The 22036-nt window shown below is 70.5% G+C and carries 24 protein-coding genes and 1 riboswitch; of the genes, 19 read left to right on the top strand and 5 right to left on the bottom strand.

Annotated features, from left to right (window positions below):
* Positions 1-4: 4 nt before the first annotated feature.
* Positions 5-445, bottom strand: coding sequence for a GNAT family N-acetyltransferase (locus BUR99_RS17275; RefSeq protein WP_074261567.1), 441 nt, complete (start codon positions 443-445; stop codon positions 5-7).
* Positions 446-528: 83 nt separating this feature from the next.
* Here BUR99_RS17275 and BUR99_RS17270 point away from each other — a divergent pair, with 83 nt between their 5' ends.
* From BUR99_RS17270 to BUR99_RS17245, 6 genes are all read left to right on the top strand, one after another.
* Positions 529-1296, top strand: coding sequence for an alpha/beta hydrolase (locus BUR99_RS17270; RefSeq protein ID WP_074261566.1), 768 nt, complete (start codon positions 529-531; stop codon positions 1294-1296).
* Positions 1297-1417: 121 nt separating this feature from the next.
* A complete protein-coding gene (locus BUR99_RS17265) occupies positions 1418-1654 on the top strand; it encodes a helix-turn-helix domain-containing protein (RefSeq protein WP_074261565.1) in 237 nt (78 codons plus the stop codon).
* On the top strand, positions 1647-2138 hold the full coding sequence (locus BUR99_RS17260; protein ID WP_074261564.1) for a Clp protease N-terminal domain-containing protein: 492 nt from the start codon (positions 1647-1649) through the stop codon (positions 2136-2138). The genes BUR99_RS17265 and BUR99_RS17260 overlap by 8 nt, the downstream gene beginning before the upstream one ends.
* A 30-nt stretch (positions 2139-2168) precedes the next feature.
* On the top strand, positions 2169-3104 hold the full coding sequence (locus tag BUR99_RS17255) for an ABC transporter ATP-binding protein (protein ID WP_074261666.1): 936 nt from the start codon (positions 2169-2171) through the stop codon (positions 3102-3104).
* The gene (locus BUR99_RS17250) at positions 3101-3946 is read left to right on the top strand and encodes an ABC transporter permease (RefSeq protein ID WP_074261563.1); all 846 of its coding nucleotides are present in this window, start codon (positions 3101-3103) and stop codon (positions 3944-3946) included. Before BUR99_RS17255 ends, BUR99_RS17250 begins: the two co-directional genes overlap by 4 nt.
* A 231-nt stretch (positions 3947-4177) precedes the next feature.
* Positions 4178-6079, top strand: coding sequence for a CocE/NonD family hydrolase (locus tag BUR99_RS17245; protein WP_159441006.1), 1902 nt, complete (start codon positions 4178-4180; stop codon positions 6077-6079).
* A 102-nt stretch (positions 6080-6181) separates the two neighbouring features.
* Here BUR99_RS17245 and BUR99_RS17240 read toward each other — a convergent pair whose 3' ends face one another.
* Together BUR99_RS17240 and BUR99_RS17235 are read right to left on the bottom strand one after the other, a co-directional pair.
* On the bottom strand, positions 6182-6673 hold the full coding sequence (locus BUR99_RS17240) for a CoA-binding protein (RefSeq protein ID WP_394327850.1): 492 nt from the start codon (positions 6671-6673) through the stop codon (positions 6182-6184).
* A 158-nt stretch (positions 6674-6831) separates the two neighbouring features.
* A complete protein-coding gene (locus BUR99_RS17235; RefSeq protein ID WP_074261561.1) occupies positions 6832-8127 on the bottom strand; it encodes an O-acetylhomoserine aminocarboxypropyltransferase/cysteine synthase family protein in 1296 nt (431 codons plus the stop codon).
* Positions 8128-8257: 130 nt separating this feature from the next.
* Between BUR99_RS17235 and pnuC the strand changes: the two genes are divergently transcribed.
* From pnuC to BUR99_RS17200, 7 genes are read left to right on the top strand one after another with little or no spacing between them, the layout of a single operon-like run.
* Positions 8258-8896 carry a nicotinamide riboside transporter PnuC gene (pnuC, locus tag BUR99_RS17230; protein ID WP_074261560.1) on the top strand — a complete coding sequence of 213 codons (639 nt, stop codon included), beginning with the start codon at positions 8258-8260 and terminating at the stop codon, positions 8894-8896.
* Positions 8889-9959, top strand: a complete 1071-nt coding sequence (locus tag BUR99_RS17225; protein ID WP_074261559.1) for an AAA family ATPase — start codon at positions 8889-8891, stop codon at positions 9957-9959. Before pnuC ends, BUR99_RS17225 begins: the two co-directional genes overlap by 8 nt.
* Positions 9960-9968: 9 nt before the next feature.
* Positions 9969-11540, top strand: a complete 1572-nt coding sequence (locus BUR99_RS17220; protein WP_074261558.1) for an AAA family ATPase — start codon at positions 9969-9971, stop codon at positions 11538-11540.
* Positions 11537-12262: a hypothetical protein gene (locus tag BUR99_RS17215; RefSeq protein WP_074261557.1), complete on the top strand. Its 726-nt coding sequence runs from the start codon at positions 11537-11539 to the stop codon at positions 12260-12262. Before BUR99_RS17220 ends, BUR99_RS17215 begins: the two co-directional genes overlap by 4 nt.
* Entirely contained in the window at positions 12259-14205 is a 1947-nt protein-coding gene (locus BUR99_RS17210; protein WP_074261556.1) for a vWA domain-containing protein, read from the top strand. The genes BUR99_RS17215 and BUR99_RS17210 overlap by 4 nt, the downstream gene beginning before the upstream one ends.
* Positions 14198-14815: a phosphohydrolase gene (locus BUR99_RS17205; RefSeq protein ID WP_074261555.1), complete on the top strand. Its 618-nt coding sequence runs from the start codon at positions 14198-14200 to the stop codon at positions 14813-14815. Before BUR99_RS17210 ends, BUR99_RS17205 begins: the two co-directional genes overlap by 8 nt.
* Positions 14808-16199: a phenylacetate--CoA ligase family protein gene (locus BUR99_RS17200; RefSeq protein ID WP_234980893.1), complete on the top strand. Its 1392-nt coding sequence runs from the start codon at positions 14808-14810 to the stop codon at positions 16197-16199. Before BUR99_RS17205 ends, BUR99_RS17200 begins: the two co-directional genes overlap by 8 nt.
* Before the next feature lie 39 nt (positions 16200-16238).
* Here BUR99_RS17200 and BUR99_RS17195 read toward each other — a convergent pair whose 3' ends face one another.
* Positions 16239-17327 carry a DUF4232 domain-containing protein gene (locus BUR99_RS17195; RefSeq protein WP_074261553.1) on the bottom strand — a complete coding sequence of 363 codons (1089 nt, stop codon included), beginning with the start codon at positions 17325-17327 and terminating at the stop codon, positions 16239-16241.
* 54 nt (positions 17328-17381) lie between these two features.
* Here BUR99_RS17195 and BUR99_RS17190 point away from each other — a divergent pair, with 54 nt between their 5' ends.
* The 6 genes from BUR99_RS17190 (at position 17382) to BUR99_RS17165 (ending at position 21056) form a co-directional block, all read left to right on the top strand.
* Complete coding sequence (locus BUR99_RS17190; RefSeq protein WP_074261552.1) at positions 17382-17681, top strand: antibiotic biosynthesis monooxygenase family protein; 300 nt, start codon at positions 17382-17384, stop codon at positions 17679-17681.
* 79 nt (positions 17682-17760) lie between these two features.
* Positions 17761-17825, top strand: a riboswitch (guanidine-III (ykkC-III) riboswitch).
* A gap of 12 nt (positions 17826-17837) precedes the next feature.
* Entirely contained in the window at positions 17838-18164 is a 327-nt protein-coding gene (locus tag BUR99_RS17185; RefSeq protein WP_074261551.1) for a DMT family transporter, read from the top strand.
* Between the two features lie 159 nt (positions 18165-18323).
* Positions 18324-18779: a hypothetical protein gene (locus BUR99_RS17180; RefSeq protein WP_143231689.1), complete on the top strand. Its 456-nt coding sequence runs from the start codon at positions 18324-18326 to the stop codon at positions 18777-18779.
* Positions 18773-19024, top strand: coding sequence for a helix-turn-helix transcriptional regulator (locus BUR99_RS17175; RefSeq protein WP_159441005.1), 252 nt, complete (start codon positions 18773-18775; stop codon positions 19022-19024). Before BUR99_RS17180 ends, BUR99_RS17175 begins: the two co-directional genes overlap by 7 nt.
* Positions 19021-20055: an NAD(P)-dependent alcohol dehydrogenase gene (locus BUR99_RS17170; protein WP_074261549.1), complete on the top strand. Its 1035-nt coding sequence runs from the start codon at positions 19021-19023 to the stop codon at positions 20053-20055. Before BUR99_RS17175 ends, BUR99_RS17170 begins: the two co-directional genes overlap by 4 nt.
* Positions 20052-21056, top strand: a complete 1005-nt coding sequence (locus BUR99_RS17165) for an NAD(P)-dependent alcohol dehydrogenase (protein WP_074261548.1) — start codon at positions 20052-20054, stop codon at positions 21054-21056. The genes BUR99_RS17170 and BUR99_RS17165 overlap by 4 nt, the downstream gene beginning before the upstream one ends.
* On the opposite strand, the gene BUR99_RS17160 is transcribed toward BUR99_RS17165, so the two are convergent.
* The gene (locus BUR99_RS17160; protein WP_074261547.1) at positions 21032-22012 is read right to left on the bottom strand and encodes a YeiH family protein; all 981 of its coding nucleotides are present in this window, start codon (positions 22010-22012) and stop codon (positions 21032-21034) included. The genes BUR99_RS17165 and BUR99_RS17160 overlap by 25 nt on opposite strands.
* Positions 22013-22036: the final 24 nt, after the last annotated feature.

Here is a 22036-nt window from a genome sequence, read left to right as displayed (position 1 = left end):
CCGGTCACGAGGGGTGCGCCGGGGCGGCGATGCGCGCCATCCACTGCTCGGGCTGGTCGAGCGGACGGAATCCGAACCGCTCGTAGAGGCCGTGCGCATCGGCGGTCGTGAGGCCGATGCGTCGGAGCCCGAGCGGTTCGAGGGTCGCCATGACCTGCTCGATGAGCGCCACGCCGATGCCTCGGCCGCGTGCCTCGCTGTCGACGAACACGTCGCACAGCCAGGCGAAGGTGACGCCGTCGGTGATGACCCGCGCGTAGGCGAGCTGCGTGCCGCTCGCACCGTCGTAGATGCCGTAGTTGCGGGAGGCTGCGACCGCGGCCTCGAGTGCCGCACGCGAGCGGCCCGTCGCCCAGTACGACTCGACGGCGAGCCAGGTGTGCACCCGATCGAGGTCGATTCGTGCGGGGTCGGCGGAGAACTCGAAGTCGGCGGCGTCCTGCATCCCTCGATGCAAGCGCAGCGGCGCGTGCGGGGCAACGGCCAATTCGCGGTCGGTGGCCCGCGCCGCTCTGCGAGACTGGTGCGATGTCGACGACTGCATCGCACCGACCGGACCGCACTCCGACGGGCCGGCGCGTGGTTCGCGTGCTGCTCGCGGTGCTCGTCGTGCTGGTCCTCGTCGTCGTCGGGTTCCTGGTGTGGGCGAAGACCGTGATGCAGGGCGAGCGGCCGGCCTCGCTCGAGGCGTGGACCGACGAGCGCGTGAGCATCGAGTCGTTCGACGATTCGATCGTCATGACGCCGGTCGATGATGCATCCGATCGCGGGCTCGTCTTCATTCCCGGCGCCAAGGTCGATCCGTACGCGTACATGGCCAAACTCGTCGACGCGGTGGCCGAGACCGGCACGACGGTGGTCATCACCAAGCCGATCCTGAACCTCGCGTTCTTCGACCAGCGGCCGCTCGAGACGTTCACCCGCCACGCGCCCGAGGTGTCCGAGTGGTACGTGGGCGGCCACTCGCTCGGCGGGGTGCGCGCGTGCATGATGGCAGCCGAGGAGGACGTCGCCGGCGTCGTGTTCTTCGGCTCGTACTGTGCGAACGACCTCACCGGATCCGGACTCGCCGTGCTCAGCATCTCCGGCAGCGACGACGGGCTCAGCACGCCCGACAAGATCGAGGGCGCGGCGCACCTGCTGCCCGCCGACGCGACCTTCGTCGAGATCGACGGCGCCAATCACGCGAGCTTCGGCGACTACGGCGTGCAGCCCGGCGATGGTGTCGCGACGGCGACCGACCGCGAGGTGCGCGACGAGATCACCCGCGCGCTCACGGAGTTCTGGGGCGAGTAGGGGAGGAGCGCCGATGCGGCTCGCGCGTCGCTCCAGCCGACGCGAACGTGCGATGCCGTTCCGTCGGCGCCTTTAAGCAACTGTGGTTGACAACTTCGCAAAAGCAACCTAGGTTGCTTACATGACCCCGCACCTCCCGGACCCCACCGGAGCCGAAGCCGACGACCTGGCCGCCGTCGTCGCCCTGCGCGAGCTCGCCGACCGACTCGAAGACGCGGCCGTCGAGCGTGCGATGCGCTCCGGATGGAGCTGGAGCCAGGTCGCCGAAGCGCTCGGCGTCACCCGGCAGGCCGTGCACAAGAAGCACCACCGTCGGCTCGAACTCGCCGGCATCGAACTGAGGAGGCGCAATGCCTGACCGCCTGGAAGACGACGCACTCGATCCGACGCTGAAGCAGGTCATCATCAACTCGATCGACGAGGCGATCGACCGCGGCGCGTCGAGCGTCGAGGCCGAGCACCTGCTGCTCGCGATCTCGGCCGGCCACGACGTCGCCGGCCGCACACTCGCCGAGTTCGGTCTCGACCACGACGGCGTGGACGCCGCGCTGCGTGGTGAACGCGAACGGTCGTTGCGTGCAGCCGGCATCGAGCCCGTCGCCGAGGAGCGACTCGTGGCAACGCGGAAGTCGCGACCGACCTGGGGGGCCACGGTGCGCGAAGCGCTGCGACGCGCCGACTTCAAGACCCACCGGAAACGTGGCCGCGCGGAGCGTGAACGACTCGCCGTCGCCGACGCGCTCGTCGGCATCCTGCGGGCCGACCTCGGCACCGTTCCCCGGGCGCTCGCCTACGCCGGCGTCGACCGCGCTGCGCTCATCGACGCGCTCGAGCGAGCCTGACGACGCCGAGCTGGCGACATGGAGGACGCGATGACGATGACCGATGCCCTCGCGATCGAGGTCGAACGACTCCGTTTGCGCTACGGCACCACCGACGTGCTGCACGATGTCTCGTTCCAGGTCCGCCGGGGCGAGGTGCTCGCCCTGCTCGGCCCGAACGGGGCGGGAAAGACGTCGACGATCGAGATCCTCGAAGGGTTCCGCATGCGATCCGCCGGACGTGTCGAGGTGCTGGGCGTCGATCCGGCGCGCGGCACCGAGCAGTGGCGTGCCCGCATGGGCATCGTGCTGCAGTCGTGGCGCGACCACCCCAAATGGCGCGTACGCGAGCTCCTCGCGTTCCAGGGCTCGCTCTACGCGCCCTACTCGACGGCACAGGTCCGCCGCCCGTGGGACATCGACGACCTCCTCGCCGCGGTCGGGCTCACGGCGCAGGCGCAGCAGCCCGTCAAGGTGCTCTCGGGCGGCCAGCGACGCAGGCTCGACGTCGCGATCGGTCTCGTGGGGCGCCCCGAACTGGTGTTCCTCGACGAACCCACGACCGGCCTCGACCCGAAGGCGCGACGCGACTTCCACGAGCTGGTCCGGCGCATCCGCGACGAGTTCGAGACCACGGTGCTCATCACGACGCACGACCTCGACGAGGCGGAGAAGCTCGCCGACCGAATCGTCATCCTCGCGGCCGGGCGCATCGTCGCCGACGGCACCTCCGAACAGCTGACGCGGCAGATCGCCGGGCATGACGAAGTGCGCTGGGTACAGGGAGGCGAACACCTCGTGCGACATGTTCCGGACTCGACCGCGTTCGCGCGTGAGCTGTTCGCCCGCGAGGGAGCCGAGATCCACGAACTGGAACTGCGTCGCGCCTCGCTCGAGGACGCCTACCTCTCGATCGTGAGAACGACCGAGTCCTCCGACGGCGATGCGGCCGACATCGAGGCGCAGACGAACGGGGCCGTGCGATGACGACGATCGCTCCCGCTCTCCGCGCCGGCGTCGGGCGCGGCGTCATCGAGCTCCGGCAGGCGTTCACCGGCATGGAACTCGTGGGCCAGCTGCTCTGGCCGGTGGCCACGCTGGTGGCGGTGTACTTCCTCCGCGACGTCGACATCGGGGGAACCGGCGCCACGCTCGGCACGATGATCCTGCCGGGTGCGCTCGGCATGTTCGTCGCCCTGGGCATGCTGCTCGTCGTGCAACAGCTCGCCGCCGACCGGGAGGACGGCACCCTCCTGCGCGCGAAGGCCACCCCGAACGGGATCCGCGCCTATCTCGTGGGCAAGCTCGTGCAGATCTCGGCGACGATACTCGCGTACCTCGCGATCGTCCTGATTCCCGGTGCATTCCTCGTCGAGGGCCTCGAGATCGCCGATCCGAACTCGTGGATCACCTTCACGTGGGTGCTGGTGCTCGGTCTCGTCGCGACCCAGGCGATCGGCGTGCTCCTCGGCTCCGTGATCGCGACGCCGCGCGGCGCCGGGTACCTCTCGATCCCGATCCTCGGGCTGATCGCGATCTCTGGCATCTTCGCCCCGATCACCGGCCTGCCCGAGTGGTTGCAGTGGATCGCGCAGGTGTTCCCGATCTACTGGCTCGGTCTCGGGATGCGCGCCGCGTTCCTGCCCGACGACGCAGTGGTCGTCGAGATCGGCGAATCGTGGCGGCAGTTCGAGACGGCGGCGGTGCTCGGCGCCTGGGCGATCGTCGGGCTCGTGCTCGCGCCCATGGTGCTGCGGCGCATGACCCGGCGGGAGTCGGGGTCGCGCGTCGCCGAGCGCCGCGAGCAGGCGATGCGGCGGGTGGGCTAGCACTCGACCCGCCTCCGCTCATCGAACGCGGTCGAGATTGTTGACCAATCCGGACGAGCACCGTAGGTTGCCACATAACATCCCGGAAATCACCGGAGTGGCCGGAACATCGGTGCGCACTTCGACACCGTTCGCCCAAGATACGAGCGTCCGACGTTCCCACTGCTCCCAATGGAAGAGCCCAGAACTCCCAATGGGGCAGCGTGTGTCCCGCGACGGAAGGACCTCATCGTGAAATCCAGAATTCTCGCCTTCGCGGGCTCGGTGGCCATCGCGGCACCGCTCGCACTCGGTGCGGCGACGACGGCCAGCGCGGTACCGAACGACAACCCTCCGGTCACACTGGTGGACGACGTCACCGCCCCGATCTACGACTACGCCGGCGCCATCCGGGAGACGGTGTGGGTCGCCGCCCCCGACCTCGACGGCGACGGCGTCGACGAGCGGATCGCCACCGACATCATCCGCCCACGCGAACTCGACGGCATCGCCCGGGTTCCGATCATCATGGACGCCAGCCCCTACTACCTGAGCTCCGGACGAGGGAACGAGGCGGAGCGCAAGGTCTACGACGCCGACGGCAACCTCGTGAAGTTCCCGCTCTACTACGACAATTACTTCGTGCCCCGCGGCTACGCCTATGTCGCCGTCGACATGGCCGGCACCGCCCGTTCGACCGGCTGCACGGACGAGGGCGGTCTCTCCGACATCGAGTCGGTCAAGGCCGTCGTGGAATGGCTGGACGGCACGGGAGTCGCCTACGACGCCAGCGGCGCGGTGGTCGATGCCGAGTGGAGCAACGGCAAGACCGGCATGATCGGCAAATCTTACGACGGGACCCTGGCCAACGGTGTCGCAGCCACCGGTGTCGACGGCCTGAAGACGATCGTGCCGATCAGCGCGATCAGCTCGTGGTACGACTACAACCGGTGGCAGGGGGCCGTGAAGTCCTTCAACTATCCGAGCAGCCTGTCACGGTCGGTGGCGTCGGGACGGACCATCGCAACGGACTGCTCGGCGCGGCTGAACTGGATGAACGCCAACGACGGCGACGAGACCGGCGCCTACACCGATTTCTGGGCTGAACGCGACTACCGCGCGGGCTCCCAGTACGACGTGTCGAAGGTGAAGGCGAGCGTGTTCATCGTGCACGGCCTCCAGGACACCAACGTCAAGACCATGAACGCCTCGAAGTGGTGGGAGGACCTCGGCGAGCAGGGTGTGGACCGCAAGATGTGGCTCACCCGCCTCGGGCATGTCGACCCGTTCGACTCCGAGCGTGCACTCTGGGTCGAGACCCTGCACCGTTGGTTCGACCACGAGCTCATGGACATCGACAACGGCATCGACCGCGAGCCTGCCGTGAGCGTCGAGACCGCGCCGAACCAATGGGAGCAATCGAAGACCTGGCCGATCTCGTCCGCTCGCACCCAGACGCTGAACCTGCACGCCGACGGCACGATGATGCTCGGCAAGCGGGACCGCTCCACGGCCAGCTATGTCAACTCCACGTCGCTGAGCGAGGCGAACGCGATCAGGATCGGTGTCAATGCCAACCGGCTGCAGTTCCTCACCGGCACGATCGAGCACGACGTCCGGATCTCGGGCACGTCGACCATCGACCTCGACGTCACGCACACCGCCCCGGTCGGGCAGGTGTCGGTCATGCTGGTGGACTACGGCGAGATGGATCGCATCAGCACCACCGGCGACGGTGCGCAGACGCTGAGCACGGAGTCCTGCTGGGGGCCGGTGACCGCAACCGACGACGCCTGCTATCTGGATGTCGCCAAGCGCATCTCGAGCACGCAACTGCAGGTGGTGGCCCGAGGATGGGCTCGCTTGGACGGAGCCGGCACCCACACGGTCACCGTCGAGCTGGCGGCCAACGACATCGTCGTGCCGGCAGGGCACCAGCTCGGCATCGTGATCAGTGGGAGCCGGAACGGGGTCGTGGCCGTGGACAACGCGGCGACCACCTACACGGTCGATCTGAGCGGTTCGAAGCTGAACCTGCCGATCTCGGGCCCGATGGCCGGCTTCGGCCCGGGGCACCTGACCGAGAAGGACACCGAGAACCTGATCCCGGGAACCCTGCCCAACCTCGACGAGACGGTGTGGCCGCGCAACTGACGCGTCACGCGCTCATCGACTGAGCCTGCTCAGCGGCACACGGCCATCGTCCGTGTGCCGCTGGGCCGGCCCGCGTGGGCACCTAGTGGTGTGCCGATCAGTTCAGCGGACGGTCTTGCGCGCCGTGATCTGGCCGGTGTCGAAGCCGAGCAGGTGCAGGCCGCCGTGGAAGCGGGCGTGCTCGACCTTGATGCAGCGGTCCATGACGACGGTCAGCCCCTGCTCCTCTCCGGAGTAGGCGGCCTCCTGGTTCCAGATGCCGAGCTGCACCCAGATGGTCTTCGCGCCGACGGCGACGACGTCGTCGATGACACTGGGGATGTCGCTGCCCCGGCGGAACACCACGACGATGTCGGGCACCTCGGGCAGGTCGGCGAGGCTCGCGTAGGCTGGCTGGCCGAGGATCTCCGTCTCCATGGGGTTCACGAAGTACAGCCGGTAGTCGCTCGACTGCTGCAGGTACGTGCCGACGAAGAAGCTCGATCGCTGCGGCTTCGGTGATGCGCCGACGATCGCGACCGACTTCGCCGCGTTCAGGATCTTCAGCCGCTGCTTCGCGTCGGGCCCGGTCCAGGTGCGCTGCGACTTCAGCAGCTTCGCGAGCGGCGAGCTCGCCGGCAGCTCGCACGAGAGGCCGTTGACGAGGCGCACGGTCTCGAGGTCGTCGCCGCCGAGGGCAGCGGATGCCGCGCCATCATTCTCGTTCAGCGCTGTCGTCTCGCTCAAGGTCGCCGTGCTCGTGGCTTCTGCGGTCATCGTGCTGCTCCCGTCGCGATCGTGAGGGCCTGGTCGAGGTCGTCGATGATGTCTTCCACATCTTCGATGCCGACCGACAGCCGCACAACCCCGGGCAGGACGCCTGCGTCGACGAGCTGCTGCTCGGTGAGCTGCGCGTGCGTGGTGGATGCGGGGTGGATGATGAGCGTCTTGGCATCGCCGATGTTGGCGAGGTGGCTCGCGAGGTTGACGTTCTCGATGAGCGCCTGACCGACGGCGCGGCCGCCCTTCACCTCGAAGCTGAACACCGAGCCCGGCCCCTTCGGCAGGTACTTGAGCGCGCGGTCGTGGTGGGGGTGGCCGGGCAGGCCTGCCCAGAGCACGCGCTCGATGCGCGGGTCGCTGTCGAGCCATTCGGCGACGGCGCGAGCGTTGTCGATGTGCGCCTGGATGCGGTACGGCAGCGTCTCGACGCCCTGCGCGAGCAGGAACGCCGAGTGCGGGGCGAGCGACGGACCGATGTCGCGGAGCTGTTCGGCGCGGAGCCGCGTGAGGAACGCGTACTCGCCGAAGTTGCCCGACCACTGGAGGCCGCCGTAGCTCGGCACCGGCTGGCCGAACAGCGGGAACTTCTCGGAGTGCCAGTCGAAGCGGCCCGACTCGACGACGACGCCGCCGAGCGTGGTGCCGTGCCCCCCGAGGAACTTCGTGGCGGAGTGCGTGACGATGTCGGCGCCCCACTCGATCGGGCGGTTCAGGTAGGGGGTCGCGATCGTCGAGTCCACGATGAACGGGATGCCGTGCGCGTGGGCGACGTCGGCGAGCGCCTCGAGGTCGGCGATCTCACCCGACGGGTTCGCGATGGTCTCGACGAACAGTGCCTTGGTCTTGTCGGTGATCGCGGCGGCGTAGTCGGCGGCGTCGGCGGACTGCACGAACGTCGTCTCGATGCCGAAGCGGCGGAGCGTGACATCCAGCTGGGTGATCGAGCCGCCGTAGAGGTTCGCCGAGGCGACGATGTGGTCGCCGGTGCCGGCGAGGCTCGCGAAGGTGATGTACTGCGCGCTGAGTCCGGAGGCGGTGGCGACGGCGCCGAGTCCGCCCTCGAGGCTCGCGACCCGCTCCTCGAAGCTCGCGACGGTCGGGTTCGCCAGGCGCGAGTAGATGTTGCCGTACTTCTGCAGGGCGAATCGCGCAGCGGCGTCGGCGGTGTCGTCGAAGACGAATGCGCTCGTCTGGTAGATCGGCAGCGCGCGGGCGCCCGTCACCTGGTCGGGGATGTTGCCCGCGTGGATGGCGCGGGTCTTGAAGCCGTATTCGCGGTCTGCCATGCGGCAACGCTACCTGCGGGCCGCCGCGGGTGCCGCTCGACGGCGTAACGCAGGGCAACGGATGCTTCGTGCCGGTGCAGGCGCGCCCGGCGCGATCCCTCGAGCGGCGCGAGTTCTCTATGCTCGACGGGTGATCGATTGGCTCTCCGCCCACTGGACCGAGGTGCTCGGCTTCGCGACGGGTGCGCTCTGCGTGGTGCTCGCCGGACTCCGCAACGTCTGGACCTATCCGCTCGGCATCGCCAACAACCTGGTCTTCATCGCGCTCTTCGGGGCGACCGGTCTCTATGCGGCCGCGGTGCTGCAGCTCGTCTACCTCGGGTTCGGCGTGCACGGGTGGGTGCACTGGGTTCGCGGTGTCGAACGCGACCGCGGCTACATCTCTCGCACGCCCGTTCGACAGTGGCCCTGGCTCATCGGCGCGGGGGTGGTCGGCACCGCCGCCGTCTGGTGGGTGCTCACCGCGTTCACCGATTCGCAGTTCGCGCTCGCCGATGCCGCGACGACGTCGGCGAGCCTCGTCGCCCAATACCTCCTGAACCGCAAGCGCATCGAGAACTGGCTCGTCTGGATCGCCGTCGACATCGCCTTCGCCGCGCTCGCCTTCGCGGCCGGCCTCTGGATCACGGCGACGCTCTACCTCCTGTTCATCGGGATCTGCGCGGTGAGCTGGCGCGCCTGGCGTAAGACCGAAGGCATCGCCGCCCTTCGCTCGGACTCCTCTGAACCCTCGGACTCCTCTGAACCTTCGGAGCCCGTCCGTGTCTGAACGATTCGGGCACGGCCTCGTGATCGGCAAGTTCTACCCGCTGCACGCCGGACACGCCCACCTCATCACCAGTGCCGTTCGGGCATGCGATCGCGTCACGGTCGAGGTGCTGGGCTCGAGTGTGGAGTCGATTCCGCTCGAGGCGCGCGCCGCGTGGGTGCGCGAGGAGCATCCGACCGTGCGCGTCGTCTCCGCGCTCGACGACGCCCCCGTCGACTTCGAGTCGGACGCCGCGTGGGACGCGCATACCGCGTTGATCGCCGCGCTGGCGGGCGCACCGGTCGATGCGGTGTTCACGAGCGACCGCTACGGCGCCGAGCTCGCCCGCCGTCTCGATGCCGAGTGGGTGCAGGTCGACGCCGGTCGACGACTGAACCCCGTGTCCGGCACAGCCGTTCGGGCGGATCCGGCCGCGCACTGGCACGAGCTCGCTCCGGCCGCGCGAGCCCACCTGGCCTCGCGCATCGTGGTGCTCGGCGCCGAGTCGACCGGAACGACGACGCTTGCCACCGCGCTCGCCGCGGAGCTCGACACCGCCTGGATTCCGGAGTACGGGCGCGAGTACTCCGAGATCCGAGAGGGCGGGCTCACCGCCCCGTGGCGCAGCGACGAGTTCGATCTCGTCGTCGACCGGCAGCTCGCGCTCGAAATGGAGGCGCTGCGCCGGGTTTCGGTGCCCGTGCTCGTCTGCGACACCGACGTGCTCGCGACGACGATCTGGCACGAACGCTACGTCGGGTACGCCGCGCCGCGCCTTGCCGCCCGGGCCGCGGCGCACCGGCCCGAGCTGTACGTGCTCACCGGTGACGAGATCCCGTTCGTGCAGGACGGAATGCGCGACGGCGAGCATCTGCGCCGCGACATGCAGGAGCGGTTCCGTACGGTGCTCGCGGCGCAGGACGCTCCGTGGCTCGAGGTGCGAGGCGACGTCGCGGCGCGGGTCGCCCAGGCGCTGCCCGCGATCGACGCGGCGGTGCGAGCCCGGCTCGGGTTCACAGCACCGCTCGAGGGTCAGCCGGTGCCCGAACAGGAGGCGCGCGTCGCGGCCGTTCGCGCCGGATAGGCTGGCGCGATGTCGGATCGTTGGCACAAGGTCTCCGCGTCACCCACCGCACCCGAGGCGAGTGGACCGCCGGCTCCGATGGTGGCCGAGGAGCTGTTCCGCGAGGCGGAACCGGCCGCGCCGCCCAACCTCGATGAGCGCCTGCGGCAGGCGTACTACTGGATCGTGAACCGGGCCGTCATCTCGCCCTACTACGACCTCGAGTTCTCCAGCGGGGCGCCGCTCGCGTTCGCGCTGGGCGACGCGGGCGCCGAGCTCACCCTGCCGTCCGAGGCGTCCTTCTCGTCGAACGTCCTCCTGCCGTTGCTCACACTGGCCGTGGGTGGAAAGTGCCTGCTCATCGGTGGCCCGGGCCGCGGCAAGACGACCGTCGCCGTCATCATGGGGGTGCTCGCCGGATCGAGCGCCGATGAGGTGCGCCGCGGCGTGCAGCAGGGGCAACCCCAGCTCAGCATCTCCGATCTCGTCGGCATTCCACTGCCGCGCGACCTGGTGAACGCCTCGCGCCTCTCGGAGATCGGCATCGCATGGCGCGACTGGCTCACCAGACCCGTGAAGATCGTCGACGAGTACAACCGCATCCCGACGAAGACGCAGTCGGCGCTCTTGACCATGGTCGCCGAGGGGTACGTCGAAAGTCACGACCAGATGCACCGCACGAACCCCGACGGCGGAGTCGAGAGCTGGTTCTTCACCGCGAACGACGACTCGGGAGGCGGCACGTTCCCCGTGATCCAGGCGCTTCGCGATCGCATGGACGTCACGGTTCCTGCGGCCGGTTTCAACAGTCGGTTCTTCGACGAGCTCGTGGCGAGAATCGAGGCCGGTGAGAAGCCCGAGGAGCACGTGCCCGTCGAGCTCGTCTTCACGCGCGATGAACAACGGCGGATGCGTGACGAGATCCGTGCGGTTCCGATGCCGCATGGGGTACGACGTCGCCTCGAGTTCTTCTTCAGCCACTTCGAGTTCGTGCAGCACGGCGGCCGCCGCTTCGAGTACCGCACGAAGGACACGGTGACGACGTCCGGCGGCCGCGTCGGAGAGGTCATCGACGCGAACTCGGGCGCCGACCTCGAGGTCGACCTCGGCGCGCAGACGATCAACGGCCTCTCGGTGCGTTCACTGCAGACGCTCATCGTCTACGCGAAGGCGATCGCGTGGTTCCGAGGTCGCGACGAGGTCGGGCTCGAGGATGTCGCGGCGGTGCTGCCGTTCGCGCTGCGTGGCAAGCTCCTACCGAACCTGCAGCACACGCGGTTCGACCACGGCGCCGAACGCGAGCTCGCGACCGACGTGCTGAGTTGGCTCGGCGACCTCTTCGCCGTCTCCTGCCGCGAGTTCGACGCACTCGGCCTCACCGCGAACGATCCCGTCGGGCAGCTGCTCGCCGAGCTCGCCGACGGGCTCGACGGGCTCTCCGCGGTCGACGCCTCGCGACGCATCACCGCGGTCGAGACGCAGATCCGACGGGTCGCGTCTGCCGGCAAGCTCTACGGTCGCGACTTCGACGACCTGACGGCGTTGAAGTACCTGCATCAGCGGTACACCGCCTACCTGCGCTGGGCGGAGCGGGCCGGATGATCCGGCGGCCAGGGCGGCTCGCGAACGGAGTCGGTGCCCCAGTGGCGACGGATGCCGCTCGGGCGCACGCCGTCGCGCTCGGCCAACAGGCCGGACTCGACCTCGGACTCGCCCGGGCCAACGTGGTGCGCGCCGGTGGCGACGCGGACCTCTTCGGAGCGGCGCTCGCCGTCGGGCTCGACGCATGGTCGGATGCGGGAGGCACCGGTGCTGCAGGTGCCGTCGTGGAATTGGCTGCGATCGCGGGCTGGCGCGCCGGCGTGCTCGCCCTCCGGGGCGACGCGCTGGCCCGCATCGGCGAACGTCGCTTCGACGCCTCCCTGCGGTCGGGCGTAGCCGCGGCGCTCGGATTCGAAACGGGTGCGGTGCTCGACGAGTTCCTCGATCGACAGCTCACCGACCGCTACTGGTGGCCCGGCCGGCATCGGGTGAGGGGGTACGTGGCGGCAGTCGGCGGGTTCGCCGGTTTCGGCGACGCGTGGATCGCGCCCGCCGACGAGTGGAGGGCGCTTCCCGGAGCGGGGGCCTTCGCATTGCACTCGGCCGAGGAATGGTGGCGCCTCGACGCCGACGTGTGGGGCACCCGGCTCGTGCGACTCCCGGCCGAGCCCGCACCTGACGGCGGCGACGCGGCATCCGCCGCCTCGGATGCCGCAGGTGCGAGCATCGTGCTGCGCGGCGATTCCCATCTCGCGTGGCTGCATGTGCGGGAGCCGGCGTGACGGCCCCCAGCGCCGAACGATCGCGACCCGACGAGTTTCCGAGCGCGCCGGTCGACGAGCGCGTGCGTGCGGCGTGGGAGTGGGCGCAGGAGCTCTGGGGAATCCGCATGCACGACCCCGAACTGCGCATCGGGGCCGGCGCGGTGGTCGGCTCGCACGCATGGTTCGGCTTTCCGCCGGCCGTCGGCATCGACCCGGTCGCGCTCGAGGAGATCGGCTTCACCGACGATCTCCGTTCGATCTTCGCGCACGAACTCGGGCATCACGTGCTCGCCCCGGGGACCCGCATCGACGCGTTGAAGATCCGCCATCAGCTCGCGCGGGCACTCGTCGCAACGGGTGCCCATGCGACGCGTGACGAGTGGCTCGACCGGCTCTCGAACCTCTGGACCGACCTGCTCGTGAACGCCAGGGTCGCGGCGCTCGAACGCGGAGCGGAGCCCGAGCGCGAGCCCGGCATCATCCGTACGAGACGCATCGGCTTCGCCGTGGCGTTCGACCACACCGACCGCCTGTGGTGGGTGGTCCGTCGCTGCTACGAACTGCTGTGGTCGTTGCCGGGCGGCACGTTCTGCCCGGCCGTGCCGCCTGCGGCACCCGAACCGCACGCGGCCGACGTCGTCGGCGGCATCTCGGAGCGGTCGCTGGCGGATGTGCCCGAAGAGTTCCGTGAGCAGGAACAGCGCTTGCGCGAAGCGCAGCAGGCTGCCGCTTCGGTCGCCGCCGAGCTCGCCGCGACGACGACGATGAATCCCGAGCTCGACGCCGTGATCGCCGCTCGCCTCGTCCGCACGTTCTCGACCGACCCGGTCGCCGGGGCATTGCCCTTCGGCATGATCGCAGCGCCCTACCTGCTCGAAGCGGTCGCCGAGGCCATGCGTGCGCAGTTTCGGGGCGACGAAGGGGCTGCGTTCCCGGCGGGCGCGCCCGGCGGCGCCGGCGAGTGCTCGGTCGACGACGCTCCGGCGACTGCGGCCGAGCTCGGCCGGATCCTCGGCGACCGCCGACTGCAGGCCGCGCCGAGGCATCCGCGGGAGGATGCGGCGGCCCGACAGGGCGGCGAGGCGCCCGGCGAGGGCGACGACGACGAGGCCGGATCCAACGGTGCAGGGCAGGCGTTCGGCATCGCCCAGACACTCGCGCTGTACGACGGGTCCGACGCGGCTGCCGTCGTCGCCGCGTGGTACCGAACGCAGGCTGCGCCCTGGGTGCGGCCCTACACCGAACGGCGCCCCGACCGGCCGGCAGCCGAACTCCCCGGTCCGATCGAACTGTGGCAGATGGGCGACGATCTCGCCGACATCGACTGGTCGGCGACGTTCCAGGCGGGCGCCGAGCCCATTCCCGGGGTCACCACGAAACGGCGCTCGTGGCTCGACGACGAACCCGAGCCGGCTGAGGCGGGCATCTCCCTCGATCTGTACCTCGACTCGTCGGGATCGATGCCGCGGCCGAGTCGAGGCTCGCCCGCGGTGCTCGCCGGAACGATCCTTGCGCTCTCGGTTCTGCGCGGCGGCGGACGGGTGCGTGTGACGAGCTTCTCCGGCCCCGGCCAGGTGGCCGGAACCGAGCGCTTCACCCGCGACCCTGCAGCAGTCGTGAACGGGCTCGCATTCTTCTTCGCCGGGGGCACCTCCTTTCCGCTCGACGTCTACGCCCGACGCTACGAACGACTGGCCCCGCCGGCTGACGACGAACGGCGCCACGTCGTGGTGCTGTCGGACGACGGTCTCGCCTCGATGTTCGGGGTCGGCAACCAGCCGTTCGCGCAGGTTGCGGCGGAGGTGCGCGCGAAGCTGACGACGGGAACCCTGATGCTGCTCGACCCGCGCCGCAGCGTCTCCGCGCTCGCCGCGACGGCGGGCTACGAGACGATCTTCCTCGACCGTATGGACGACGCACCGGCGGCGTGCGCCCGACTCGCGGAGGTGCTGCATGGCTGAGGTCGACGAACTGCTCGCGGCGTGGGCCGAGGTGAACGGCGGCGAAGACGCGGCGTGGCTGGCGGCGCGCCCCGGTCCGCGACTCGCGGCCGTCTCCGCGCGCATCGGGAGCGTGCCGCGCGCCTTCCTCGATGAACGCGTCTCGCTCGCGGCGCTCGCGGGTGACGTGCTGCCGGCGAGCCCCGCGTGCTTGCGCTTCGCCGATGTCGCCGCCGTCAGGCTCGGTGCGGCGATCGCCCTGTGGCTCCTCGCGAGCGAGGAGCTCGTCGACCGGTTCGAGCCACCGCTTGCGGGCTCTTCCGCCGATGGGGGCACCCGTGCGGTGGATGCGCTCGCTCTTCGTGTCGCACCGGTCGCCGACCCGCTCGACTGGCTCGCCGACGACGAGCGACGCGAGGAGGCCGCCCGTACGTTCCTGCTCTGGTGCGGATACCTGCCGGCGGGCGAGGACGTCGCGACGGCTCGCTCGCTCGCCGAGGTCCGCGACTCGTTGCAGCGCAACCGCGCGCTGGCCGACGCCTACGCCGAGCAGCAGCACCGCGCCGAGATCGCGCGGCGACTCTCCGACGCGCGCGCGAAGGAGGCCGCGGCGAGGTACTCCCGTGAGTGACGCGGCACGGACCGAACCGCCGGATCCCGATGCCTCCGTGTCGGCCACCGACCCGCTCGCGCTCGCCGAGTACGCGCCGGGCAGCGTGGCGGTGCTCACCGACGCCGAGCGCTGGCCGACCCTCACCGCCGAGGGTGCTGCGCGGCTCGAACGCCTCCGCACCCATCCGCACGCACCGCGCTGGGTGCACCGTACCGGCGATCGGCTGACCGCCGAGCAGATCGAGCGCACGAAGCATCCGCTGCCCGTCTCGGGGTGGCTCGACGAGCACCTGGCTGCGGCGCGGGGGCTCCTGCACTATCGCGGCCTCGCGCCGCTCGAGCGACTCGAGGACTTTCCGACCGTCTCACGTGACGATCTCGTGCGCGACATCGCCGCCTTCGTGCCGCTCGGATCCGACTTCGACCGCATGCTGCACGGCACGAGTTCCGGCTCGACGGGCGCCGCCCTCGTGATCCCCGACGACGTCGAGGAGGTCGCGCGCAGTTTCCACCTGCTGGTCGAACTCGTGCGTGCCGAGGGTATCCGCTGGCGCCCCGATGGGGAGCGCATGGCCCTTGCGCACGTCGTGCACCAGCGCGAGGCCTTCACCTATGCCTCGATCGTGAGCGGCTTCGGGCAACGCACGATGGCGCGGGTCAATCTGCACGAGGCGCAGTGGCCGACGGATGCCTCGCGCCGGGAGTTCTTCGCCGATGTCGACCCGCAAGTGGTGACGGGCGACCCGACGAGCCTCGCCGAACTGCTCGACCCGGAGCTTCGCAGCGCGGTGCGGCCGCTCGCGATCTTCTCGGGGGCGATGGCCCTCTCGGCGCCGCTGCGCGCGGAGCTCGAGTCGGCGTTCGCCTGCCCCGTCTTCGACGTGTACGGGCTGCACGAGACCCGGCCGATCGCCGTGCGCACCGATGACGGCCCGTTCCGCGTGCTCGATCGCCGCGTGCTCGTCGAGGTGCTCGACGCCGCCGGGTGTGCTGCGGCACCGGGAGAGATCGGCGAACTCGTCGTCACCGCGGGTGAGAACCAACTGCTCCCGCTCGTGCGCTACCGAACAGGAGACTTCGGCCGGCTGATACGACTCGACGGTGGTGCTCCCGGCATCGCCGAGCTCGAGGGCCGCGAGCACACCAGGTTCGTCGCTGCCGATGGTCGGCACGTCGCCTGCGTCGACCTGACCCAGCACCTGCAGGCGCACGGAGCGCGGGGCTGGACCGTCGAACAGGGCGCCGACGGTGCCGTGCGCGCCGTGATCGCGGGCGGCGACCGAGACGCCGTGCAGGCGGCACTCGAGGCCCTGCTGGGGCGGGCGGTGGCGACCGTGCGCGTCGCTCGCCTCGCCGACCTCGGCGAAGGAAAGCCCAGGCGGTTCCTCAGCGCCGCTTCGTGAATGCGGCCCGCCCGGACGCAGAAGGACGCGACCCGGGCGTCAGTCGGCGACCCTCCACGCGGTGACGACGACCTCGCCGCCGGTGATGTCGGTCTCGACGGGCAGCGCCTGTCGGAGTGCGCCGTGGTACGGCGCAACGTGCAGCCAGCCCGCCGGCTCGTCTTCCGCCGTCGGCATGGCGCGCCACCCGAGCACGGCCGTCACATTCGATCCCGGCGCGACTTCGAGCCGGACCGGGCCCTCGTCGGGTCGGTCGACCATCGCGTTGCCGTGCTCGATGCGCACCTCGAGTGCGGTCGTGTCGGGTTCGCTGAACGCCAGATCCGGGTAGCCCTCGAGCACGCACGTCGCCTGCGAGACGTTCGTGGCCGTGACGGTCATGGCGCGCGCGCCGGCTGCCGCATCGGGTCGGGACGCGGCGAACTCCAGCTGGTTGTCGGTGCACCACAGCGGGTCGACCTGCCAGTCGCCCGGGGCGACCTCGGGGACCGGAGGGCCGACGGTCGGTTCGGGCACGTCGTTGGGCTCCTCGACCTGCTCCTGCAGGTCGGTGTGCCATGCCGCTCGGGCGACGGGTTCGACGACCACGACCGCCGCGAGCGCGACGACGGCGATGCCGGCGCACACCACGGCGACGGTGCGCCGCGGTCGTCGGCTCGGGACATCGCCCCGGTCGAGGAGGAACGCCGTGAGCGCCGGTGCCCACCCCCAGACGAGGCCCCAGTACGCGGCCGCCTGGATCGGGTCGACCGCGAATTGCCCGAGCCCGAGTGGATCGATGACGGCGGCGATGCCGAGCGCGACGATCGGGAGGGAGACCACGGTAGCGCCGGCGACGACCGCGGCGAACCAGGCCGCCGCGAACCCTGCGACCCCGCGCACCGGCCGGGCGAGCACGCCGACCGCCGTGTACGTGGCGGCGAGGGCGACGACGATCGTGCCGATCGCCGCAGCGCCGAGCGGCCACGGCGCTTCGGCCGCGCGGCTCATCGTGTCGGGCGCGATGAAGCCGAGCATCACGCGGAGCTGACGGGAATCGGTCGTGAGCCGCACCCAGGCGAGGGCGTCGCTGGCGAGCCAGGCGAGCACCGCGACGAGGGCGGGGGAGACGAGGCGCACGAATCGCATCCTCGGAGCCTAGGGGGAACGCGGGCGGGGCGGCCGCGGCGCTACGGTGTTCGGATGATCCTCGAACACGCGCTGCTGCCCGTCGTCCCCGGCCGCGAGGCCGACTTCGAAGCGGCGTTCGCCGAGGCGAAGTCGATCATCGCCGCCATGCCGGGCTTCATCGACCTGCGTCTCTCGCGCTCGATCGAGACGCCCAACGAGTACCTGTTGCTCGTGCAGTGGGAGAGCGTCGAGGCGCACGCCGTCGGATTCCGCGGTTCGCCCGAGTACGGCCGCTGGCGCGAACTGCTGCACCGGTTCTACGAGCCGTTCCCGGTCGTCGAGCACTTCGCCGAGGTCGCGCGCGTCGAGTGATCCGAACGGATGACGCGCGCCGCGGCATCCGCTCGATCTGCTGCACAGGAGCTGCCCAGTGCGCGTTGCTACCATCGTGATCAGGCCGCCGACTGCGGCCCCGGACGAGGGATCAGTACCCGGAACGCGACAAGACTGGCCACAGGAGTGAACAAAATGGCCTGGGTCATCCTCATCGCGTCCGGCGTGCTCGAAGCCGTCTGGGCCACCGCGCTCGGCAAGTCCGAGGGCTTCACGAAGCTCTGGCCGTCGGTCGTCTTCTTCGGCGGCCTCGCCCTCTCGATGGGCGGTCTCGCCTGGGCGATGCGCGACATCCCCACCGGCACCGCCTACGCGGTCTGGGTCGGCATCGGCGTCTCGCTCACGGTCGTCTGGGCGATGGTCACCGGCGACGCGGCGGTGTCGTGGGTCAAGATCGCCCTGCTGGTCGGGCTCGTCGGCTGCGTCGTCGGCCTCAAGTTCGTCGACGGCGGCAGCCACTAGGCAGCTCGCCGTCATCCCGCTGAACGCGCGGCTCGAGTCTCGAGCCGCGCGTTCGTCGTAGGTCGGGCACCCGTCGGCATGTAAAAAATCATTGACACGGTGTCGTGTGCGCTTTACATTGGAGGTGTCAACAATCTTTGACATCGGAGCGTGATCCGGATGGAACGAGCGAGGGAGACCGTGATGTCGTACGAGGAGAAGGGCACGTGGGTCTACCTCGTGGTCGCCATCGTGGGCAGCACGGTGTACCTGTCGCTCGTGCTGCCGCAGCTGCTGGACGGCACCCCGGTCGAGCAGATCGACTACGTGCCGGCCATGCTCTGGGTGATCGGCGGCGCGATCGTCGCCTCGATCATCGGGCGCATCCTCGTCGAGATCCTCTCGCCGAGCGAGAGCACGCGCGGCGACATCCGCGACAAGGAGATCGACCGGCTGGGCGAGCGCGTCGGCAGCTCGTTCGTCGTGATCGGCGCCCTCGGCGCACTCGTGCTCGCGATGTTCGACGCCGACGGCTTCTGGATCGCGAACACCGTCTACCTCTGCTTCGTGCTCTCCGCCGTCGTCTCGAGCATCACGAAACTCGTCGCGTACCGCAGGGGAGTGCCGACGTGGTGAAGCCGACGAGGGTCACGAACGACATCCGCTCCCTGCGGTTCCGAGCCGGCGAGATGACCCAGGCCGAGCTCGCGAAGCGTCTCGGCGTGACCCGGCAGACCGTCATCGCGATCGAACAGGGGCGCTACTCGCCCTCGCTCGAGATGGCATTCCAGCTCGCGCGGATCTTCGGGGTGCCGCTCGACGACGTCTTCCAGTATCCCGATCACGACGCGGCAACGGACTCGGAGGAATCGGCATCATGAGAATCGCAGTCCACGAACGGTACGGCCCGCCCGAGGTGGTGCACCTGCAGGAGGCCGCAGACCCCACGATCGGTGCGAGCGAGGTGCTCGTGCGGGTCGAGGCGAGCACCGTCGGCCCCTCCGACAGCGCCGGGCGCAGCGGCACCCCGCGCTTCGCCCGGCTCTTCTTCGGTCTCACGAAGCCGAAGCACCCGGTGCTCGGCTCCGACTTCGCGGGTGTGGTCGAACGCATCGGCGACGACGTGAGCCGGTTCGCGCCGGGCGACCGGGTCTTCGGCACCCTGGCGCCGGCGATGGGTGCGCACGCCGAACTGGTCGTGATCGCCGAGGATGCGCCGATCGCGCACATCCCCGGGAAGCTCGACGCCGCCGGGGCTGTCGCGACGGTCGACGGGTTCCTCACCGCGCTGCCCTTCCTCCGCGACCTCGCGCAGGTGGCCCCCGGCCAGGTCGTGCTCGTCAACGGGGCATCCGGCACCGTGGGATCGGGCGCGGTGCAGCTCGCGAAGCACTTCGGTGCGACGGTCGTCGGCGTGTGCAGCGCCGCGAACGCACCGCTCGTCGCCTCGCTCGGGGCCGACCGCGTGATCGACTACACGCGCGAGGACTTCACCGAGGCCCGCGGGGCCTACGACGTGATCTTCGACGCGGTCGGCAAGCGCTCGTTCGGTGCCGCACGCCGCGCGCTCGCACCGCACGGCATCTACCTCACGACGGTGCCGTCGGCCGCCATCATGGTGCAGTGGCCGCTCACGCGCTGGTTCAGCGGCGGGCGTCGGGCGGCGATCGCCTTCACGGGGCTCCGCGACATCCGGATCAAGGCGGCGGAGCTCGCCCTGCTGGTCGAGCTCATCGAGGCACGGGAGTTCGTGCCGGTCGTCGATCGTGTCGTCGCCTTCGACGACATCGCCGACGCGCATCGCCGCGTCGACACCGGGCACAAGGCCGGCAGCGTCGTGGTCGCGGTGTCGCCGGCCGTGTCGCCGGGGTCATCGGCGTCCGCTCCCTCGACGAAGCCGGCCGCGGCATGAGGGCGATCGTGCAGCACCGCTACGGCGGCCCCGACGAACTCGCGCTCGCCGAGGTCGACGCGCCGGAGCCCGGCGCCGACGAGGTGCTCATCCGCGTCGAGGCGGTCGCCGTCAGCATGGGCGACGTGCTGCTCATGCGCGGCGAGCCGCGTGCGGTGCGCCTCGCCTTCGGCCTCCGTCGACCGAAGCGGCCGATCATCGGCCGGGATGTCGCGGGCGAAGTCGTCGCGGTCGGCTCCGCCGTCACGCGGTTCGGGGTCGGCGACGCCGTCTTCGCGGAATCGGACCAGGGCGGCTTCGCCGAGTTCGTCGCGGTGCCCGAGCGGTTCGTCGCCGGCCGGCCGGCCTCGGTCGACGCGGTGCACGCCGCGGCCGTCGTCGTCTCGGGCACCACGGCGCTGCAGGGCCTGCGTCTTGCGGGCTTGGAGACCGGACAGCACGTGCTCGTCAACGGCGCCTCGGGCGGCGTCGGCGGATTCGCCGTGCAGCTCGCGAAGGCCATGGGCGCCGAGGTGACCGGGGTCGGCCGCGGTGCGAAGGCCGAACACGTGCGGGCGATCGGCGCCGACCACGTGATCGACTACACGGCCGAGGACTTCACCGCGAACGCCGGTCGCTACGACGTCGTCTTCGACCTCGTCGCCGACCACCCGCTCGGTCGCGTGCGCCGCTCGCTCACGCCACGGGGCACCCTCGTGCTGTCGTCGGGTCGAGGCGGCGCCGTGTTCGGGCCGATGGGGCGGATGGCCGCGGCATCCGTCACCTCGCCGTTCGTCTCGCAGCGACTCCGCCCGCTCGCGGCGGTGCGCAACGGCGACGATCTCGCCGAGCTGGCACGGCGCATCGACGCCGGCGAGCTGCGCCCCGTCGTCGACCGGATGTTCCCGCTCGAACAGGCGGCCGCCGCGGTCGACATGCTGGAGTCGGGCGAGGTGCGCGGCAAGGTCGTCATCGCGGTGCGCGCCGGTGCGGGAGATCAGCCGAGCAGCACCGCGCCGTAGGCGAGCCCAGCGACGAGCACCCACGACGTGAGGCCCACGACGAGCGCCCGCCATCCCGTGCTCGCGAGCTCGCCGAGGCGGATGGAGGCGCCGAGCGCGAAGAGCGCCACCGCGAGCAGCGCGGTCTGCACGATGTCGGCACCCGACAGCACCCACTCGGGCAGCGGCACGAAGGTGTTCAGCAGCACGGCGGCGAGGAAGCCGGCCACGAAAAGCGGCACGATCGCAGGGCGGGGTCCCTCGGCCTCGACCGACCGCCGCCGTTCGACGGCGACCGTGATCGCGACCATCGGGGCGAGCATGAGCACTCGGGTGAGCTTGACGACGATGGCGACCGCGAGCGCCGCGGTGCCGGCGATCTGCGCGGTCGCGACGACCTGGCCGACGTCGTGCACGCCCGCCCCGACCCAGTGTCCGAACTGCACGTTCGAGAGGCCGAGCGGATGCCACAGGGCCGGCAGCACCGCGATCGCGAGGGTGCCGCACAGCGTGACGAGGGCGACCGGCACGGCCTGCTCCTCGTCGCGGGCCCGCACGGCGGCGCCCATCGCACCGATCGCGGAGGCGCCGCAGATCGAGAAGCCGCTCGCGACGAGGAGCGGTTGGTGGCCGGGCAGCCCGAGCGCCCGGCCGAGGCCGATCGTGCCGACGAAGGTGAGGAGGACCACTGCGACCGTCGTCGCGATCGTGACCCAGCCGAGCGACGCGATGTCGACGAGGCTGAGCTTCAGTCCGAGCAGCACGATGCCGATGCGGAGCAGTCGACGGGCGGCGACCTTCATGCCGGGCGAGAGCGGGCCGGCGAGTGCGGGCCGAAGCGCGGGGATCTGCCCGACGACGATGCCGAGCGCGACCGCTGCGGTCAGGAGCGGCATCGCGGGGAAGGCGAGATGGCAGAGCCAGGCGACGAGGGCAGCGGATGCCGCGACGAGAAGACCGGGCAGCAGGCGACGCACCTCACAACGCTAGCCGACGCCGAC

This window comes from Agromyces cerinus subsp. cerinus (assembly GCF_900142065.1).
In the GTDB taxonomy this organism is placed as follows: Bacteria; Actinomycetota; Actinomycetes; order Actinomycetales; family Microbacteriaceae; genus Agromyces; species Agromyces cerinus.
Note: the sequence above shows the minus strand (reverse complement) of the source record. Positions and strands in the feature narration are given on the sequence as shown.

Bases quoted from the DNA above. Each gene is read 5' to 3' on its own strand.
- BUR99_RS17205 (WP_074261555.1), top strand. From the start codon at position 14,198: ATGGCTGAGGTCGACGAACTGCTCGCGGCGTGGGCCGAGGTGAACGGC.
- BUR99_RS17180 (WP_143231689.1), top strand. From the start codon at position 18,324: ATGGAACGAGCGAGGGAGACCGTGATGTCGTACGAGGAGAAGGGCACG.
- BUR99_RS17190 (WP_074261552.1), top strand. From the start codon at position 17,382: ATGATCCTCGAACACGCGCTGCTGCCCGTCGTCCCCGGCCGCGAGGCC.
- BUR99_RS17215 (WP_074261557.1), top strand. From the start codon at position 11,537: ATGATCCGGCGGCCAGGGCGGCTCGCGAACGGAGTCGGTGCCCCAGTG.
- BUR99_RS17260 (WP_074261564.1), top strand. From the start codon at position 1,647: ATGCCTGACCGCCTGGAAGACGACGCACTCGATCCGACGCTGAAGCAG.
- BUR99_RS17250 (WP_074261563.1), top strand. From the start codon at position 3,101: ATGACGACGATCGCTCCCGCTCTCCGCGCCGGCGTCGGGCGCGGCGTC.
- BUR99_RS17220 (WP_074261558.1), top strand. From the start codon at position 9,969: ATGTCGGATCGTTGGCACAAGGTCTCCGCGTCACCCACCGCACCCGAG.
- BUR99_RS17195 (WP_074261553.1), bottom strand. From the start codon at position 17,327: ATGCGATTCGTGCGCCTCGTCTCCCCCGCCCTCGTCGCGGTGCTCGCC.
- BUR99_RS17235 (WP_074261561.1), bottom strand. From the start codon at position 8,127: ATGGCAGACCGCGAATACGGCTTCAAGACCCGCGCCATCCACGCGGGC.
- BUR99_RS17265 (WP_074261565.1), top strand. From the start codon at position 1,418: ATGACCCCGCACCTCCCGGACCCCACCGGAGCCGAAGCCGACGACCTG.
- BUR99_RS17270 (WP_074261566.1), top strand. From the start codon at position 529: ATGTCGACGACTGCATCGCACCGACCGGACCGCACTCCGACGGGCCGG.
- BUR99_RS17165 (WP_074261548.1), top strand. From the start codon at position 20,052: ATGAGGGCGATCGTGCAGCACCGCTACGGCGGCCCCGACGAACTCGCG.
- BUR99_RS17275 (WP_074261567.1), bottom strand. From the start codon at position 445: ATGCAGGACGCCGCCGACTTCGAGTTCTCCGCCGACCCCGCACGAATC.
- BUR99_RS17185 (WP_074261551.1), top strand. From the start codon at position 17,838: ATGGCCTGGGTCATCCTCATCGCGTCCGGCGTGCTCGAAGCCGTCTGG.
- BUR99_RS17255 (WP_074261666.1), top strand. From the start codon at position 2,169: ATGACGATGACCGATGCCCTCGCGATCGAGGTCGAACGACTCCGTTTG.
- BUR99_RS17170 (WP_074261549.1), top strand. From the start codon at position 19,021: ATGAGAATCGCAGTCCACGAACGGTACGGCCCGCCCGAGGTGGTGCAC.